This is a genomic window from Pseudomonas sp. P5_A12, from assembly GCF_056400685.1.
Genome location: NZ_JBFUKU010000041.1, coordinates 12,567 through 28,909, shown reverse-complemented (window position 1 = coordinate 28,909; position 16,343 = coordinate 12,567). Strand labels below are relative to the sequence as shown.

The window sequence follows — 16,343 nt, the reverse complement described above, 5'->3', positions numbered from 1 at the left end:
GGCGAAGGCTGCAATTTCCAGCTGAACGTGATTAGCGATGAACTGGCGGCATTGAGCCCGGTGAAGCGTCAGCAGCAGATCTATGCCCATTTGAACCCATGGATCACCGATGGCAGCATCCATGCGGTCACTATGAAATTTTTCAGCAGCGCGGCCTGGGCCGAGCGCACCTGAGCCCAAGGGCGTCGAGATTCTTATGGATAAATTGATTATTACCGGTGGCGTTCGTCTTGATGGCGAAATCCGCATCTCCGGGGCAAAGAACTCTGCCCTGCCGATCCTGGCTGCCACCCTGCTGTGTGATGGCCCGGTGACCGTGGCCAACCTGCCGCACCTGCACGACATCACCACGATGATCGAGCTGTTCGGTCGCATGGGCATTGAGCCGGTGATCGACGAGAAACTCAGCGTCGAAATCGACCCGCGCACCATCAAGACCCTGATCGCACCGTACGAGCTGGTTAAAACCATGCGTGCGTCGATCCTGGTACTCGGTCCGATGGTTGCCCGCTTCGGTGAAGCCGAAGTCGCTCTGCCTGGCGGTTGCGCCATCGGTTCGCGTCCGGTTGACCTGCACATCCGTGGTCTTGAAGCCATGGGCGCGGTCATCGATGTTGAGGGCGGTTACATCAAGGCCAAGGCACCTGAAGGTGGCCTGCGCGGTGCGCACTTCTTCTTCGATACCGTCAGTGTGACTGGTACTGAAAACATCATGATGGCGGCTGCTCTGGCCAAAGGCCGCAGCGTTCTTGCAAACGCCGCTCGCGAACCTGAAGTCATCGACCTGGCGAACTTCCTGAACGCCATGGGTGCCAAGATTACTGGCGCCGGCACTGACACCATCACCATCGATGGCGTCGAGCGCCTGCATCCGACCACTTACAAGGTGATGCCTGACCGCATCGAAACCGGCACCTACCTGGTGGCGGCGGCCGTGACCGGCGGTCGTGTGAAGGTCAAGGACACCGATCCGACCATCCTCGAAGCCGTTCTGGAAAAACTCCGTGAGTCGGGTGCCGAAATCACCTGCGGCGAAGACTGGATCGAGCTGAACATGCACGGCAAGCGGCCTAAAGCCGTCAACGTGCGGACCGCTCCATACCCGGCGTTCCCGACCGACATGCAAGCGCAGTTCATCTCCCTCAACGCCATTGCCGAAGGCACGGGCGCTGTGATCGAGACGATCTTCGAAAACCGCTTTATGCACGTGTACGAACTGCACCGCATGGGCGCCAAGATCCAGGTCGAAGGCAATACCGCCATCGTCACTGGCACCGAGACGCTCAAAGGCGCGCCAGTCATGGCCACCGACCTGCGTGCATCGGCCAGCCTGGTGATCTCGGCTTTGATCGCTGAAGGCGACACCCTGATCGACCGCATCTACCACATCGACCGTGGTTATGAGTGCATCGAAGAGAAACTGCAAATGCTCGGCGCCAAGATCCGCCGCGTACCGGGCTAGTTTCTGCTGCATGGGCACACGGACGTGTCCGTTGAATTCGTTTAAGTCGAGCCTTTTCCGGTTCGATGTGTGTCCGGCGCCGTTTGCGACCGGGCATAAGATTCCTGATTAAGGACTGACGCTTCCCATGTTGACCATCGCACTGTCCAAGGGCCGCATCCTTGACGACACCCTGCCGCTTCTGGCTGAAGCGGGCATCGTGCCGACCGAGAATCCGGACAAGAGCCGCAAGCTGATCATCCCCACGACCCAGCCTGACGTTCGTCTGCTGATCGTACGCGCCACCGATGTGCCGACCTACGTCGAGCATGGTGCCGCAGACCTCGGCGTCGCCGGTAAAGATGTGCTGATGGAATATGGCGGCCAGGGCCTGTACGAGCCTTTGGACCTGCGAATTGCCCTCTGCAAACTGATGACCGCTGGCCGTGTCGGTGATGTCGAGCCTAAGGGCCGCCTGCGGGTGGCGACCAAGTTCGTCAACGTTGCCAAGCGTTACTACGCCGAGCAGGGCCGTCAGGTCGATATCATCAAGCTGTACGGCTCGATGGAACTGGCGCCGCTGATTGGTCTGGCGGACAAGATCATTGACGTGGTTGACACCGGCAACACCCTGCGCGCCAATGGCCTGGAACCCCAGGATTTCATCGCCGACATCAGCTCCCGGCTGATCGTCAACAAAGCTTCGATGAAAATGCAGCACGCCCGAATCCAGGCGTTGATCGACACCCTGCGCAAGGCAGTGGAGTCTCGACACCGCGGCTGATTTACCTGCGCGACGTTAAGTCGCGCCCGTCTATCCGCCTCATAGCCAGAATTCTCAGGTGCCCAAGCGGATCGATGGTAGCTTCGGGCACCTGAGTTTTTGCCATTCCTATGAGGCTCTCGCTATGACCRCACCGACTGCAATTCGCCGACTCAACGCTGCTGACCCGGATTTCGCACATCATCTGGATCATCTGCTGAGCTGGGAAAGTGTGTCTGACGACTCGGTCAATCAGCGGGTGCTGGACATCATCAAAGCTGTGCGCGAGCGTGGCGATGCGGCGCTGGTGGAATTCACCCAGAAGTTCGACGGCCTGGAAGTCGCCTCGATGGCCGACCTGATCCTGCCGCGCGAACGTCTTGAGCTGGCGCTGACCCGGATCACCGTGCCGCAGCGCGAAGCCCTGGAAAAAGCCGCGGCACGGGTGCGCAGCTACCACGAAAAACAGAAACAGGACTCCTGGACCTACACCGAAGCCGACGGCACGGTGCTGGGCCAGAAGGTCACGCCGCTGGACCGCGCCGGTCTGTATGTACCGGGCGGCAAGGCGTCGTACCCGTCTTCGGTGTTGATGAACGCGATCCCGGCCAAAGTGGCTGGCGTGACCGAAGTGGTCATGGTGGTGCCGACCCCGCGCGGTGAAATCAACGAACTGGTGCTGGCCGCGGCCTGCATTGCCGGCGTTGACCGGGTGTTCACCATCGGCGGCGCGCAAGCGGTTGCCGCGTTGGCTTACGGCACCGAAAGCGTGCCGAAGGTCGACAAAGTGGTCGGCCCGGGCAACATCTATGTCGCCACCGCCAAGCGTCACGTGTTTGGTCAGGTCGGTATCGACATGATCGCCGGCCCGTCCGAGATTCTCGTGGTGTGCGACGGCCAGACCGATCCGGACTGGATCGCCATGGACCTGTTCTCCCAGGCTGAACACGATGAAGACGCCCAGGCGATTCTGGTCAGCCCGGATGCCGAGTTCCTCGACAAGGTGGCCGCGAGCATCAACAAATTGATGCCGACCATGGAACGTGCCGAGATCATCGCAACCTCCATCAATGGCCGTGGCGCGCTGATCAAGGTCCGCGACATGGAACAAGCCATCGAAGTGGCCAATCGCATTGCCCCGGAACACTTGGAGCTGTCGGTCGCTGATCCGCAAGCCTGGTTGCCGAAAATCCGTCACGCAGGTGCGATTTTCATGGGCCGTCACACTTCCGAAGCCCTGGGTGATTACTGCGCCGGTCCGAACCACGTGTTACCAACTTCCGGCACCGCGCGTTTCTCCTCGCCATTGGGTGTCTACGACTTCCAGAAGCGCTCCTCGATCATCTTCTGCTCCGAGCAGGGTGCGTCCGAACTGGGCAAAACCGCTTCCGTGCTGGCCCGTGGCGAGTCGCTGACGGCCCACGCCCGTAGTGCCGAGTACCGCATCATTGACGAGCTCTCTAATAAAGAGCAGGGGAAGTGAACATGAGTAAATTCTGGAGCCCCTTCGTCAAGAGCCTGGTGCCTTACGTGCCAGGCGAGCAGCCGAAACTGACGAAACTGGTGAAGCTCAACACCAACGAAAATCCATACGGCCCTTCACCCAAAGCGTTGGCCGCCATGCAGACCGAACTGAACGACAACCTGCGTTTGTACCCGGACCCGAACAGCGATGTGCTCAAGCAGGCTGTTGCCAAGTACTACGGCGTTCAGGGCAATCAGGTGTTCCTCGGCAACGGTTCCGATGAAGTCCTGGCGCACATCTTTCACGGATTGCTGCAACACGATCAGCCGCTGCTGTTCCCGGACATCAGCTACAGCTTCTATCCGGTTTATTGCGGGTTATATGGCATCAAGTTCGACGCCGTGCCGCTGGACGAGCAATTCCAGATCAACCCGGCCGACTACGCCAAGCCGAACGGCGGGATCATCTTCCCGAACCCGAATGCCCCCACCGGCTGCCTGCTGGCGCTGGACGCCGTCGAGCAAATTCTCAAGGCCAGCCCGGATTCGGTGGTCGTGGTCGATGAGGCTTACATCGACTTTGGCGGTGAGACGGCCATCAGCCTGGTCGACCGTTATCCAAACCTGCTGGTGACACAGACTGTATCCAAGTCCCGTTCGCTGGCCGGCCTGCGGGTTGGTCTGGCAGTGGGGCATCCGGACTTGATCGAAGCGCTGGAACGGATCAAGAACAGCTTCAACTCCTATCCGCTGGATCGCCTGGCGATTGTGGGGGCTGCGGCGGCGTTTGAAGATCGCGAGTACTTCGATAAGACGTGCCGATTGGTCATTGATAGCCGTGACAAGGTGGTCGGGCAACTGGAGGCGAAGGGGTTTGAGGTGTTGCCGTCGGCGGCGAACTTCATTTTCGCCCGTCACCCAAAGCACGATGCAGCGGGCCTCGCAGCGAAGTTGCGTGAGCAAGGCGTGATCGTTCGGCATTTCAAGCAGGAGCGGATTGCACAGTTCCTGCGGATCTCCATCGGCACACCTGAGCAGAATCAGGCGCTGATCGACGGCCWGGGCGACCTTTGAACCACCACTGAACCTGTGGGAGCGAGCAGGCTCGCTCCCACAAGGGTTTTGGGTTGGCTGCTTACTTTTCTTCTTTCTCTTTTTCCGGCGCCGGCGCAGGTGGTGGGCGCAGGCCGATTTCAGCCGTGAGCTTGAGCTCTTTGCCATTGCGAATCACTTGAATAGTGACCTTGTCCATCGGCTTGATCCGMGCAACCTGGTTCATCGAACGGCGCCCATCACCCGCTGGCTCACCGTCGATGGAGAGAATCACATCTCCCAGTTGCAGGCCGGCCTTCTGCGCCGGACCATCCCGGAAAATCCCCGCTACCACAATCCCCGGGCGTCCCGACAGACCAAACGACTCCGCCAGTTCCTGGCTCAACGGCTGGACTTCAATGCCCAGCCAACCGCGAATCACCTGGCCGTGTTCGATGATCGACTTCATCACTTCCATGGCCAGTTTGACCGGGATCGCAAACCCGATGCCTTGCGAACCACCGGACTTGGAGAAAATCGCGGTGTTGATGCCGGTCAGGTTGCCATTGGCGTCCACCAGCGCACCGCCGGAGTTGCCGGGGTTGATCGCGGCGTCGGTCTGGATGAAGTCTTCGTAGTTGTTCAGGCCCAACTGATTGCGCCCAGTGGCACTGATGATGCCCATGGTCACGGTCTGGCCGACACCGAACGGGTTGCCAATGGCCAACGCCACGTCGCCGATGCGGATGTTGTCGGAGCGGCCGACGGTGATGGAAGGAAGGTTCTTCAGATCAATCTTCAGGACCGCGAGGTCGGTTTCCGGGTCGCTGCCGATCACACGGGCGAGGGTTTCGCGGCCATCCTTGAGCGCCACCACGATCTGGTCAGCACCCATGGTCACATGGTTGTTGGTCAGCAAGTAGCCTTCCGGGCTCATGATCACGCCGGAGCCGAGGCTCGATTCCATGCGCTTCTGCTTGGGCGAATTGTCGCCGAAGAAGCGGCGGAACTGCGGGTCTTCAAACAGCGGATGGCTCGGTTTGTTGATGACTTTGGTGGTGTACAGGTTGACCACCGACGGCGCGGCGGTGGTGACGGCATCGGCGTAAGACACTGGCCCCTGTTGCACGCTGGTCGTTTGCGGTGCTTGCTGCAAATTCACGTCGAGGCTTGGAAGCCCGACCCACTCCGGGTAACGCTGAATTATCAAAAGAGCGATAAGCACGCCGGCCAACAGCGGCCAGCCGGAAAAACGCAGCGCCTTAAGCATTAAGCACGTCCTGAAAGGTTGCAGGCGGTATGAGACCGCCCATAATGTTGCGCATTATACGAGGCCAAGCACGCCTCTGAACGGGATATTTAGGAGTCTTTTATGGCCGTCGCCCTGAGCACCCTGGTCGAAGAAGCCGACCGTTACCTCGCCAGCGCCAAAATTGCTGATTACTGCCCCAACGGCTTGCAGGTCGAAGGCCGGCCGCAAGTGATGCGCATCGTCAGCGGCGTCACCGCCAGCCAGGCGCTGCTGGACGCTGCCGTCGAAGCCCAGGCCGATCTGGTGCTGGTGCATCACGGTTATTTCTGGAAGGGCGAAAACCCGTGCATCACCGGCATGAAGCAGCGTCGGTTGAAAACCTTGCTCAAGCACGACATCAGCCTGCTGTCCTACCATTTACCGCTGGATCTGCACCCGGAAGTCGGTAACAACGTGCAGTTGGCCCGGCAGTTGGACATCACCGTCGAAGGCCCGCTGGATCCAGACAACCTTAAAGTCGTCGGCCTGGTCGGTTCGTTGAACGAGCCGATGACGGCGCGTGATTTCGCCCGTCGTGTCCAGGAAGTCATGGGCCGCGAGCCGCTGCTGATCGAAGGCAGTGCGACAATTCGCCGGGTAGGATGGTGCACCGGTGGTGGCCAGGGTTACATCGACCAGGCGGTTTTGGCCGGTGTCGATCTGTACCTCAGTGGCGAGGCCTCCGAGCAGACTTTCCACAGCGCCCGGGAAAACGACATCAGCTTTATCGCCGCTGGTCATCACGCGACCGAGCGTTATGGTGTGCAAGCGTTGGGTGATTATCTGGCGCGCCGGTTTGCTCTTGAGCATATCTTCATCGATTGCCCGAATCCGATCTGAATACAAAATGCCTTTGTAGGAGCTGGCTTGCCGGCGATGGTGTTTTGCTGATCGCCTCACTATCCAAGGGACCCATCGCTGGCAAGCCAGCTCCTACAGGTCCGGTGTTGCCCAAACGAGGAGGTATATTCATATACCCTTTCGATCTAGCTGGCGTCCTGATTAGAAGTGGTCGCTGTGCTAGGATTCCTCGCTCGAACACGGCCCGCTGGCCGTCCATAAGATCGTTTTCGTGAGTAGCCATGGTCGACAAACTGACGCATCTGAAACAGCTGGAGGCCGAAAGCATCCACATCATCCGCGAGGTCGCCGCCGAGTTCGATAACCCGGTGATGCTGTACTCCGTCGGTAAAGACTCCGCCGTGATGCTGCACCTTGCGCGCAAGGCATTCTTCCCGGGCAAACTGCCGTTCCCGGTGATGCACGTCGACACCCAGTGGAAGTTCAAGGAAATGTACGTGTTCCGTGACCGCATGGTTGAAGAACTCGGCCTGGACCTGCTGGTACACGTGAACCCCGATGGCGTCGCGCAGGGCATCAACCCGCTGACCCACGGCAGTGCCAAGCATACCGACATCATGAAAACCGAAGGCCTCAAGCAGGCTCTCGACAAGTATGGTTTCGATGCTGCTTTCGGTGGCGCCCGCCGCGACGAAGAGAAGTCCCGTGCCAAAGAGCGCGTGTATTCCTTCCGCGACACCAAGCACCGCTGGGACCCGAAAAACCAGCGTCCGGAGCTGTGGAACGTCTACAACGGCAACGTCAACAAGGGTGAATCCATTCGTGTGTTCCCGTTGTCGAACTGGACCGAATTGGATATCTGGCAATACATCTACCTCGAAGGTATCCCGATTGTGCCGCTGTATTTCGCCGCGGAGCGCGACGTTATCGAGATGAACGGCACCTGGATCATGATCGACGACGAACGCCTGCTCAATCACCTGAGCGATGAAGACAAGGCGCGCATCGTCAAGAAAAAGGTCCGTTTCCGTACGCTCGGCGACTACCCGCTGACCGGTGCGGTCGAGTCCGAGGCGACCAGCCTGACCGACATCATTCAGGAAATGCTCCTGACGCGAACTTCCGAACGCCAGGGCCGGGTCATCGACCACGATGGCGCAGGCTCGATGGAAGAAAAGAAACGTCAGGGGTACTTTTAAGCTTCGAGTTACAAGCGGCAAGCTGCAAGTTAAGGGCGGTATGCGTAATTTTGTAGTTTGGTGCTTGTAGCCGGTTGCTGCGAGCCGTTATCGGATGACTCGCAATGGATTTCGAGAAGCTGATTGTCTGGCAGAGAAGTAAGTGTTTGGCAGTAAGGATCTACAGAGAGTTTGCGAGATGTGGGGATTTTGGCTTCAAGGATCAAATTACCCGCTCCGCACTATCGGTGCCTTCCAATATTGCTGAAGGGATGGAGCGTTGCGGTGCCAAGGAAAAAGTACATTTTCTTTGGGTGGCAAAAGCTTCGTGTGGTGAGTTGCGCACTCAGATCCTCATCGGCCGTGATATTGCCTACATTGCTGATCCCCTGGCTGACGATTGGATTACAGAAACCCGCGAGCTTTCAAGAATGCTATGCGGCTTGATCAACAAAATTTCTGAGTAGCTGTACGCCGACAAGCTTGCCGCTTGAAGCTTACAGCTTGGAGCTCGAATGCAATGAGTCACGTATCTGATTTGATCAGCGAGGACATCCTCGCCTACCTGGGCCAGCACGAACGCAAGGAAATGCTGCGCTTTCTGACTTGTGGCAACGTCGATGACGGCAAAAGCACCCTGATCGGGCGCCTGCTGCACGACTCCAAGATGATCTACGAAGATCACCTGGAAGCCATTACCCGCGACTCGAAAAAAGTCGGCACCACCGGCGATGACATCGATCTGGCCTTGCTGGTCGACGGCCTGCAAGCCGAGCGTGAGCAGGGCATCACCATCGATGTCGCTTACCGTTACTTCTCCACCGCCAAACGCAAATTCATCATTGCCGACACCCCCGGTCATGAGCAGTACACCCGCAACATGGCCACTGGTGCGTCCACCTGTGACCTGGCGATCATCCTGGTCGACGCCCGTTACGGCGTGCAGACCCAGACCCGTCGCCACAGCTTTATCGCCTCGTTGCTGGGCATCAAACACATCGTGGTCGCCATCAACAAGATGGACCTCAATGGCTTCGACGAAAAAGTATTCGAGTCGATCAAGGCCGATTACCTGAAGTTCGCCGAAGGCATCGCCTTCAAGCCGACCACCATGGCCTTCGTGCCGATGTCGGCGCTCAAGGGCGACAACGTGGTGAACAAGTCCGAACGCTCGCCGTGGTACACCGGCCAGTCGCTGATGGAAATTCTTGAAACCGTCGAAATCGCCAGCGACCGCAACTACACCGATCTGCGTTTCCCGGTGCAGTACGTCAACCGTCCGAACCTGAACTTCCGTGGTTTCGCCGGGACCCTGGCCAGCGGCGTCGTGCACAAGGGCGACGAAGTCGTTGTGCTGCCGTCGGGCAAGAGCAGCCGGGTGAAATCCATCGTCACCTTCGAAGGTGAGTTGGAGCACGCAGGTCCGGGTCAGGCTGTGACGCTGACCATGGAAGACGAAATCGACATCTCCCGCGGCGACCTGCTTGTACACGCCGACAACCTGCCGCAAGTGACCGACGCCTTCGACGCCATGCTGGTGTGGATGGCCGAAGAACCGATGCTGCCGGGCAAGAAATACGACATCAAGCGCGCCACGACCTATGTGCCGGGTTCGATCACCAGCATTGTCAACCGCGTTGACGTGAACACCCTGGAAGAAGGTCCGGCCAGCGCCTTGCAGCTGAACGAGATCGGTCGGGTCAAGATCAGCCTCGACGCGGCCATCGCGCTGGACGGTTACGCGAGTAACCGCACCACCGGTTCGTTTATCGTCATTGATCGTTTGACCAATGGCACCGTCGCCGCCGGCATGATCATCGCTCAGCCAGTGGCACATGGCAGCGCTACGCACCATGGCAAGCTGGCTCACGTTGCCACCGAAGAACGCGCGCAGCGCTTCGGCCAGCAACCGGCCACCGTGTTGTTCAGCGGCCTGTCGGGCGCTGGCAAAAGCACCTTGGCCTACGCGGTTGAACGCAAACTGTTCGACATGGGCCGTGCGGTGTTTGTACTGGATGGCCAGAACCTGCGTCATGACCTGAACAAAGGTCTGCCGCAGGATCGCGCCGGGCGTACGGAGAACTGGCGTCGTGCGGCCCACGTTGCGCGTCAGTTCAACGAAGCCGGTCTGTTGACTCTGGCTGCATTCGTTGCGCCAAGTGCTGAAGGTCGTGAACAAGCCAGGGAGCTGATCGGCAAGGAGCGTTTGCTGACCGTTTACGTGCAGGCCTCGCCGGCTGTTTGCGCCGAGCGTGACCCGCAAGGTCTGTACGCGGCGGCCGGGGATAACATCCCGGGCGATTCCTTCCCGTTCGATGTGCCGCTGGACGCCGACCTTGTGGTCGATACCCAGTCGCTGTCGCTGGAAGAAAGCGTCAAGCAAGTGCTGGATCTGTTGCGTCAGCGTGGCGCGATCTAAGCGTTAGCCGTTAATAAAAAACCCGTCGATGAGTGATCATCGGCGGGTTTTTTTGTGGCTCAACTCGGTCAACTGTGGGAGCTAGCCTGCTAGCGATTGCGGTGATTCAGGCAATAAATCTGCTGAATGTGAACCCGCTATCGCCAGCAGGCTRGCTCCCACAGTAGGTCAGTGTTTATCGGGGTATTCGCGATGCATCTGCTCCAGCTGTGCATCCTTGTCCAGCCACAACTGATTGATCCACCCCTGAAACTGCAATCGATACTCCCCATCCTGGTCGTAGTTCTTGCCGATAAACTGCGGCGGAATTTTCAGCTCCTGAAAATGCACCACAACATCCTTCACATTCCCGCAGAGCAAATCCCAATACCCCGGACGTCCACCCGGATAGTGAATCGTTACGTTGACGATGGACTCCAGCTGCTCACCCATCGCATCCAGTACAAACGCAATACCGCCAGCCTTGGGTTTGAGTAAATACCTGAACGGTGATTTCTGCTGCGCATGCTTGCCTTCGGTGAAGCGTGTGCCCTCAACGAAATTGAAAATTCCCACCGGGCTATTGCGAAACTTCGCGCAGGTCTTGCGGGTGGTTTCCAGGTCTTTGCCTTTTTTCTCCGGGTGCTTTTCCAGATAGGCCTTGGAGTAGCGCTTCATGAACGGAAAGCCCAGCGTCCACCACGCCAGACCAATTACCGGTACCCAGATCAGCTCTTGCTTGAGAAAAAACTTCAGCGGCTGAATACGCCGGTTGAGCACGTATTGCAGCACCATGATGTCGACCCAGCTCTGGTGGTTGCTGGTGATCAGGTACGAGTGCTGATAGTCCAGGCCTTCCAGGCCGCTGAGGTGCCAGCGGGTACGGCAAACCAGGTTCATCCACGCTTTGTTGTTACTGATCCAGGCCTCATGGGTGTGGCTCATCAACCAGAGCGTGAAGCGTTGGGTGATGGCGAATGGCAGCACCTTGAAAATCGCCACGCAGAACAGAAACGAGCACAGCAAAATGGTATTGAGGGCCAACAACAACGATGCAATCACGCCGCGTACGGCGGCAGGCAGAAAATCCAGCATTTAAACATCCATAGGTCGGTTGGCAGCCTGGATCGCGGTCARSGCGATGGTGTAGACGATGTCATCSACTTGCGCACCGCGCGGCAGGTCGTTCACCGGTTTGCGCAGGCCTTGCAGCATCGGACCGAGGCTCACGCAGTCAGCGCTGCGTTGCACGGCTTTGTGGGTGGTGTTGCCGGTGTTCAGGTCGGGGAACACGAACACCGTGGCACGGCCGGCGACCTGGCTGTTCGGTGCCAGTTGTCGGGCCACGGTTTCGTTGGCGGCGGCGTCGTACTGCAATGGGCCGTCGATCAGCAGCGAGTTCTGCTGCTCGTGGGCGAGTAACGTCGCTTCGCGCACTTTCTCGACTTCCTCTCCGCTCGCCGATTCTCCGCTGGAGTAGCTGATCATCGCCACGCGCGGGGTGATGCCGAACGCGGCAGCCGAGTCGGCGCTTTGCAGGGCGATTTCGGCCAGTTCGCTGGCGCTCGGGTGCGGGTTCATCACGCAGTCGCCGTAGACCAGCACTTCTTCCGGAAACAGCATAAAGAATACGGACGACACCAAGGTGCAGCCCGGCGCCGTTTTAATAAGCTGCAGGGCCGGGCGGATGGTGTTGGCCGTGGAGTGAATGACCCCGGACACCAGGCCGTCGACTTCATCCAGCGCCAGCATCATGGTGCCGATCACTACGGTGTCTTCCAGTTGCTGCTCGGCCATCGGCGCGTTGAGGCTTTTGCTTTTGCGCAGGGCGACCATCGGCTCGATGTAGCGTTCGCGGACCAGGTCCGGGTCAAGAATCTCCAGCCCCGGTGGCAGCTCGATGCCTTGCGCGCGAGCCACGGCTTCGACGTCTGCCGGTTTGGCCAGCAGCACACAACGGGCAATGCCACGCGCCTGACAAATCGCCGCCGCTTGCACGGTCAGTGGCTCGCTGCCTTCGGGCAGCACGATGCGTTTGTTGGCCGCCTGGGCGCGCTGGATCAATTGGTAGCGGAACACGGCGGGCGACAGGCGCATCTCACGCGGGGTGCCGCAGCGCTGATGCAGCCAGTTGGCATCGAGGTGGCTGGCGACGAAGTCGGTGATGATCTCCGCGCGCTCGCGGTCGTCGATCGGGATCTCTTTGTTCAAACCGTTCAACTGATTGGCGGTGTCGTAGGAGCCGGTACTCACCGACAGCACCGGCAAACCCGCCTGCAACGCACCACGGCACAGGTCCATGATGCGCGGGTCGGGCAGGGTGTCGCTGGTCAGCAGGAGGCCGGCCAATGGCACGCCGTTCATGGCGGCAAGACTGACGGCAAGGATGATGTCATCGCGATCACCGGGCGTTACCACCAGCACACCGGGCTTGAGCAGCTCCACGGTGTTGCGCATGGTACGGGCGCAGATGATGATGTTGGTCATGCGCCGGGTTTCGTAATCACCGGCATTGAGGATTTGCGCTCCCATCAAATCGGCCACGTCGCGGGTGCGCGGCGCATTCAATTCCGGCCGGAACGGAATACAGCCCAGCAGACGGAAATCACCGCTGCGCAGCAACGGCGAGTGGTCCTTCAAGCGTGTGGCGAAGACGTCCATGCTTTCATCGGTCTTGACCTTGTTAAGGATCACGCCGAGGACTTTCGGGTCTTTCGGGCCGCCGAACAATTGCGCCTGCAATTCCACGCGACCGGAGAGTTCGGTCAGGGCTTCGCTTTCCGGCGCAGAGACCAGAATCACGTCGGCATCCAGGCTCTTGGCCAAATGCAGATTCACCCGCGCGGCGTAGCTGGCGCTGCGGGTCGGGACCATGCCTTCGACGACCAGCACATCCTTGCCGACAGCGGCTTGCTGATAGAGGGTGATGATTTCTTCGAGCAGTTCATCCAGCTGACCATCACCGAGCATGCGCTCGACGTGTGCCAGACCCAGCGGCTGAGGCGGCTTCAAGCCGTGGGTGCGGGCCACCAGTTCAGTGGAGCGTTCAGGTCCGGTATCGCCCGGATGTGGCTGGGCAATCGGTTTGAAAAAACCGACTTTGAGGCCGGCGCGCTCAAGCGTGCGCACCAACCCGAGGCTGATGGAGGTCAGACCCACACCAAAATCGGTGGGCGCGATAAAAAAAGTTTGCATGCGGATTCTCTAAGGGAGCATGGCAAAGGCGATCGTTTATACCTGACGATCTACCGAAATTCAGTCGTCAAGGTTATCGCTAACCGGCCCTTGTGCGCACCAACCGCAATCAAAGGGCTGGCCTATTTTTTCAATGCGTTGCGCGGGGTCCAGGACCCAGGCACGCGATTGCCACGGTGGCTGATGGCGCAGGTGCTGGGCATGACCGCAAGAAAGCTCGGCCACCCAATGCCCGTCCTCATCCTGATGGAAGCCCGTGACCGTTACGCCAGGCGCCTCGAACCTTCCGTCCGGGTTGTGTTCGCTTTCGGACGATGGCTTCGCTAAACTTGGCCTTTCTTCATTCTTATGCAAAAGGTCTCGCCCCATGCTGATCGCCGCCAATAAGGCTGTCTCCATCGACTATACCCTGACCAACGACGCTGGTGAGGTCATCGACAGCTCCGCCGGTGGCGCGCCGCTGGTCTACCTGCAAGGCGCAGGTAACATCATCCCGGGCCTGGAAAAGGCGCTGGAAGGCAAAACCGTCGGCGACGAGCTGACCGTAGCCGTTGAACCTGAAGATGCCTATGGCGAATATGCTGCCGAACTGGTCAGCACCCTGAGCCGCAGCATGTTCGAAGGCGTCGATGAACTGGAAGTGGGCATGCAGTTCCACGCTTCCGCGCCGGACGGCCAGATGCAGATCGTCACCATTCGCGATCTGGACGGCGACGATGTCACCGTTGACGGCAACCACCCGTTGGCTGGTCAGCGCCTGAATTTCCAGGTCAAGATCATCGACATCCGTGACGCCAGCCAGGAAGAAATCGCTCATGGTCACGTCCATGGCGAAGGTGGCCATCACCACTGATTTTCTGCGCTAAGCTCAGAGAACTGGAGAGGCGCCCGAGGGCGCCTTTTTAGTCCGCGGCTGTCCTTGGTGGCATTACCAAGTGGCTGTTTCGAGAAGAACACGGGAATTTGGAGTTCGTCATGAGTGCTTTTCACGATCTTAAGTTGACAGCCTTGGATGGACAGGAGCTACCGCTGGCGCCCTTCAAGGGGCAAGTCGTGCTGGTGGTCAACGTCGCCTCCAAATGTGGCTTGACCCCACAGTACGCGGCGCTGGAAAACCTTTACCAGCAATACAAAGGTAAAGGTTTCAGCGTGCTCGGCTTGCCATGCAACCAGTTTGCCGGGCAGGAGCCAGGTTCCGAGAAAGAGATTCAGGAGTTTTGCAGCCTCAACTATGGCGTGACCTTTCCGTTGTCCAGCAAGCTGGAAGTCAACGGTCATGAGCGTCATCAGTTGTATCGCCTGCTGGCAGGCGAGGGTGCAGAATTTCCGGGTGACATTACCTGGAACTTCGAAAAATTCCTGCTGGGCAAGGACGGTCGTGTGCTGGCGCGGTTTTCGCCCCGTACGGCACCGGATGATCCGACGATCGTTCATGCGATTGAAAAAGCACTGAGTTGAACCCCAAAAATCGCAGCCCTCGGGCTGCGATTTTTTACGCTTGCCTTTTGACCCTTAATCACCCGGATCAATAGTGCTGGGCATCGCTCGCCACTGCGCATATTATCGCCGTCATAAAATTTATGTCCCGTCGATATCGTTTTCGTGGAGTGCCCCATGCCCGTCAAAGCCCTGTTCAAACCGTTCCATCTCGGCTCCCTTGAACTGCCGACTCGTGTCGTCATGGCGCCGATGACCCGTTCGTTTTCGCCGGGCGGCGTACCCAATTCCAAAGTGATCGAGTACTACCGCCGTCGCGCCGCTGCCGGTGTGGGTCTGATCATCACCGAAGGCACGACCGTCGGTCACAAGGCCTCAAACGGCTACCCGAACGTGCCACATTTCTACGGTGAAGCGGCGCTGGCCGGCTGGAAGAAAGTCGTCGACGCCGTGCATGCCGAAGGCGGCAAGATCGTTCCGCAACTGTGGCACGTTGGCAGTGTGCGTCGTATCGGCACTGAGCCGGATGCCAGCGTTCCGGGTTACGGGCCGTCTGAAAAATTGAAAGACGGTCAGGTCGTGGTTCACGGCATGACCAAGCAAGACATCCAGGACGTGATCGCTGCATTCGCCCAAGCCGCCAAAGATGCCCAGAGCATTGGCATGGACGGCGTGGAAATCCACGGCGCCCACGGTTATCTGGTCGACCAGTTCTTCTGGGAAGGCAGCAACCAGCGCACAGATGAATACGGTGGCGATCTGGCCAACCGTTCACGGTTCGCAATCGAACTAATTCAAGCCGTGCGCGCGGCAGTCGGTGAAGGCTTCCCGATTATCTTTCGCTTCTCGCAGTGGAAGCAGCAGGATTACACCGCGCGCCTGGTGCAAACCTCAGAAGCACTGGGTGAATTCCTCAAGCCGTTGTCGGATGCCGGCGTGGACATTTTCCACTGCTCGACACGCCGCTTCTGGGAGCCGGAATTCGACGGTTCCGAGCTGAACCTGGCAGGCTGGACCCGCAAACTCACCGGCAAGCCGACCATCACCGTGGGCAGCGTGGGCCTGGATGGCGAGTTCCTGCAATTCATGGTCAACACCGACAAGATCGCCCAGCCGGCGAGCCTGGAAAAACTGCTGGAGCGCTTGAACAACGACGAATTCGACCTGGTGGCTGTGGGTCGTGCGTTGCTGGTAGACCCGGACTGGGCGCAGAAAGTACGCGACGGGCGTGAAGAAGACATCCTGCCGTTCAGCCGTGAGGCGTTGATGACTTTGGTTTAAGCGGCGACTGGAAGGGCCTCTTCGCGAGCAGGCTCGCTCCCACAGGTTCTGTGCACGACGCA

16 protein-coding genes are annotated in these 16,343 nt (G+C 59.0%); 12 read left to right on the top strand and 4 right to left on the bottom strand.

Features of this window, described 5'->3' with window-relative positions:
• From AC1DSG_RS08795 to hisC, 5 genes are all read left to right on the top strand, one after another.
• Positions 1 to 174 (top strand): BolA family protein (locus tag AC1DSG_RS08795; protein ID WP_477790530.1); only part of this gene is annotated, 174 nt, incomplete at its 5' end.
• A gap of 22 nt (positions 175 to 196) precedes the next feature.
• Positions 197 to 1,462 (top strand): UDP-N-acetylglucosamine 1-carboxyvinyltransferase, encoded by a 1,266-nt coding sequence (murA, locus tag AC1DSG_RS08790; RefSeq protein ID WP_477790528.1) that lies wholly within the window; start codon positions 197 to 199, stop codon positions 1,460 to 1,462.
• Between the two features lie 127 nt (positions 1,463 to 1,589).
• Positions 1,590 to 2,225 (top strand): ATP phosphoribosyltransferase, encoded by a 636-nt coding sequence (hisG, locus tag AC1DSG_RS08785; RefSeq protein ID WP_007942738.1) that lies wholly within the window; start codon positions 1,590 to 1,592, stop codon positions 2,223 to 2,225.
• 124 nt (positions 2,226 to 2,349) lie between these two features.
• On the top strand, positions 2,350 to 3,687 hold the full coding sequence (gene hisD / locus AC1DSG_RS08780; RefSeq protein WP_477790527.1) for a histidinol dehydrogenase: 1,338 nt from the start codon (positions 2,350 to 2,352) through the stop codon (positions 3,685 to 3,687).
• Between the two features lie 2 nt (positions 3,688 to 3,689).
• Positions 3,690 to 4,742 (top strand): histidinol-phosphate transaminase, encoded by a 1,053-nt coding sequence (gene hisC, locus AC1DSG_RS08775; protein WP_477790526.1) that lies wholly within the window; start codon positions 3,690 to 3,692, stop codon positions 4,740 to 4,742.
• 61 nt (positions 4,743 to 4,803) lie between these two features.
• Here the strand turns inward: hisC and algW are convergent, their stop codons facing one another.
• Positions 4,804 to 5,970: a Do family serine endopeptidase AlgW gene (gene algW, locus AC1DSG_RS08770; protein WP_477790525.1), complete on the bottom strand. Its 1,167-nt coding sequence runs from the start codon at positions 5,968 to 5,970 to the stop codon at positions 4,804 to 4,806.
• A 102-nt stretch (positions 5,971 to 6,072) separates the two neighbouring features.
• Between algW and AC1DSG_RS08765 the strand changes: the two genes are divergently transcribed.
• From AC1DSG_RS08765 to cysN, 4 genes are all read left to right on the top strand, one after another.
• Positions 6,073 to 6,831, top strand: coding sequence for a Nif3-like dinuclear metal center hexameric protein (locus AC1DSG_RS08765; RefSeq protein ID WP_477790524.1), 759 nt, complete (start codon positions 6,073 to 6,075; stop codon positions 6,829 to 6,831).
• 242 nt (positions 6,832 to 7,073) lie between these two features.
• Entirely contained in the window at positions 7,074 to 7,991 is a 918-nt protein-coding gene (gene cysD / locus AC1DSG_RS08760) for a sulfate adenylyltransferase subunit CysD (protein WP_477790523.1), read from the top strand.
• Positions 7,992 to 8,095: 104 nt separating this feature from the next.
• Positions 8,096 to 8,437 carry a four helix bundle protein gene (locus AC1DSG_RS08755; RefSeq protein WP_477790522.1) on the top strand — a complete coding sequence of 114 codons (342 nt, stop codon included), beginning with the start codon at positions 8,096 to 8,098 and terminating at the stop codon, positions 8,435 to 8,437.
• 53 nt (positions 8,438 to 8,490) lie between these two features.
• On the top strand, positions 8,491 to 10,389 hold the full coding sequence (cysN, locus tag AC1DSG_RS08750) for a sulfate adenylyltransferase subunit CysN (RefSeq protein WP_477790521.1): 1,899 nt from the start codon (positions 8,491 to 8,493) through the stop codon (positions 10,387 to 10,389).
• Positions 10,390 to 10,557: 168 nt separating this feature from the next.
• Here the strand turns inward: cysN and AC1DSG_RS08745 are convergent, their stop codons facing one another.
• The 3 genes from AC1DSG_RS08745 to AC1DSG_RS08735 are packed head-to-tail and all read right to left on the bottom strand — an operon-like array spanning position 10,558 to position 13,962.
• Positions 10,558 to 11,463, bottom strand: a complete 906-nt coding sequence (locus AC1DSG_RS08745; RefSeq protein ID WP_477790520.1) for an acyltransferase — start codon at positions 11,461 to 11,463, stop codon at positions 10,558 to 10,560.
• A complete protein-coding gene (gene pta / locus AC1DSG_RS08740) occupies positions 11,464 to 13,563 on the bottom strand; it encodes a phosphate acetyltransferase (RefSeq protein ID WP_477790519.1) in 2,100 nt (699 codons plus the stop codon). It abuts the gene before it with no gap.
• Between the two features lie 60 nt (positions 13,564 to 13,623).
• A complete protein-coding gene (locus AC1DSG_RS08735) occupies positions 13,624 to 13,962 on the bottom strand; it encodes a DUF3565 domain-containing protein (RefSeq protein ID WP_477790518.1) in 339 nt (112 codons plus the stop codon).
• Here AC1DSG_RS08735 and AC1DSG_RS08730 point away from each other — a divergent pair.
• The 3 genes from AC1DSG_RS08730 (at position 13,931) to AC1DSG_RS08720 (ending at position 16,281) form a co-directional block, all read left to right on the top strand.
• Positions 13,931 to 14,416, top strand: a complete 486-nt coding sequence (locus AC1DSG_RS08730; RefSeq protein WP_008150718.1) for an FKBP-type peptidyl-prolyl cis-trans isomerase — start codon at positions 13,931 to 13,933, stop codon at positions 14,414 to 14,416. The two genes, AC1DSG_RS08735 and AC1DSG_RS08730, sit on opposite strands and share 32 nt — an antisense overlap.
• A 122-nt stretch (positions 14,417 to 14,538) precedes the next feature.
• Positions 14,539 to 15,021 (top strand): glutathione peroxidase, encoded by a 483-nt coding sequence (locus AC1DSG_RS08725; protein WP_007942723.1) that lies wholly within the window; start codon positions 14,539 to 14,541, stop codon positions 15,019 to 15,021.
• A gap of 156 nt (positions 15,022 to 15,177) precedes the next feature.
• Positions 15,178 to 16,281 carry an NADH:flavin oxidoreductase gene (locus AC1DSG_RS08720; RefSeq protein ID WP_477790517.1) on the top strand — a complete coding sequence of 368 codons (1,104 nt, stop codon included), beginning with the start codon at positions 15,178 to 15,180 and terminating at the stop codon, positions 16,279 to 16,281.
• The last annotated feature ends 62 nt before the right edge of the window (positions 16,282 to 16,343 follow it).

Excerpts from the sequence above, each read along its gene's own strand:
- AC1DSG_RS08720 (WP_477790517.1), top strand. The coding sequence starts at position 15,178 with ATGCCCGTCAAAGCCCTGTTCAAACCGTTCCATCTCGGCTCCCTTGAA.
- AC1DSG_RS08755 (WP_477790522.1), top strand. The coding sequence starts at position 8,096 with ATGGATTTCGAGAAGCTGATTGTCTGGCAGAGAAGTAAGTGTTTGGCA.
- murA (WP_477790528.1), top strand. The coding sequence starts at position 197 with ATGGATAAATTGATTATTACCGGTGGCGTTCGTCTTGATGGCGAAATC.
- AC1DSG_RS08730 (WP_008150718.1), top strand. The coding sequence starts at position 13,931 with ATGCTGATCGCCGCCAATAAGGCTGTCTCCATCGACTATACCCTGACC.
- cysN (WP_477790521.1), top strand. The coding sequence starts at position 8,491 with ATGAGTCACGTATCTGATTTGATCAGCGAGGACATCCTCGCCTACCTG.
- cysD (WP_477790523.1), top strand. The coding sequence starts at position 7,074 with ATGGTCGACAAACTGACGCATCTGAAACAGCTGGAGGCCGAAAGCATC.
- AC1DSG_RS08745 (WP_477790520.1), bottom strand. The coding sequence starts at position 11,463 with ATGCTGGATTTTCTGCCTGCCGCCGTACGCGGCGTGATTGCATCGTTG.
- hisG (WP_007942738.1), top strand. The coding sequence starts at position 1,590 with ATGTTGACCATCGCACTGTCCAAGGGCCGCATCCTTGACGACACCCTG.
- AC1DSG_RS08735 (WP_477790518.1), bottom strand. The coding sequence starts at position 13,962 with ATGGAGACAGCCTTATTGGCGGCGATCAGCATGGGGCGAGACCTTTTG.
- AC1DSG_RS08725 (WP_007942723.1), top strand. The coding sequence starts at position 14,539 with ATGAGTGCTTTTCACGATCTTAAGTTGACAGCCTTGGATGGACAGGAG.
- AC1DSG_RS08765 (WP_477790524.1), top strand. The coding sequence starts at position 6,073 with ATGGCCGTCGCCCTGAGCACCCTGGTCGAAGAAGCCGACCGTTACCTC.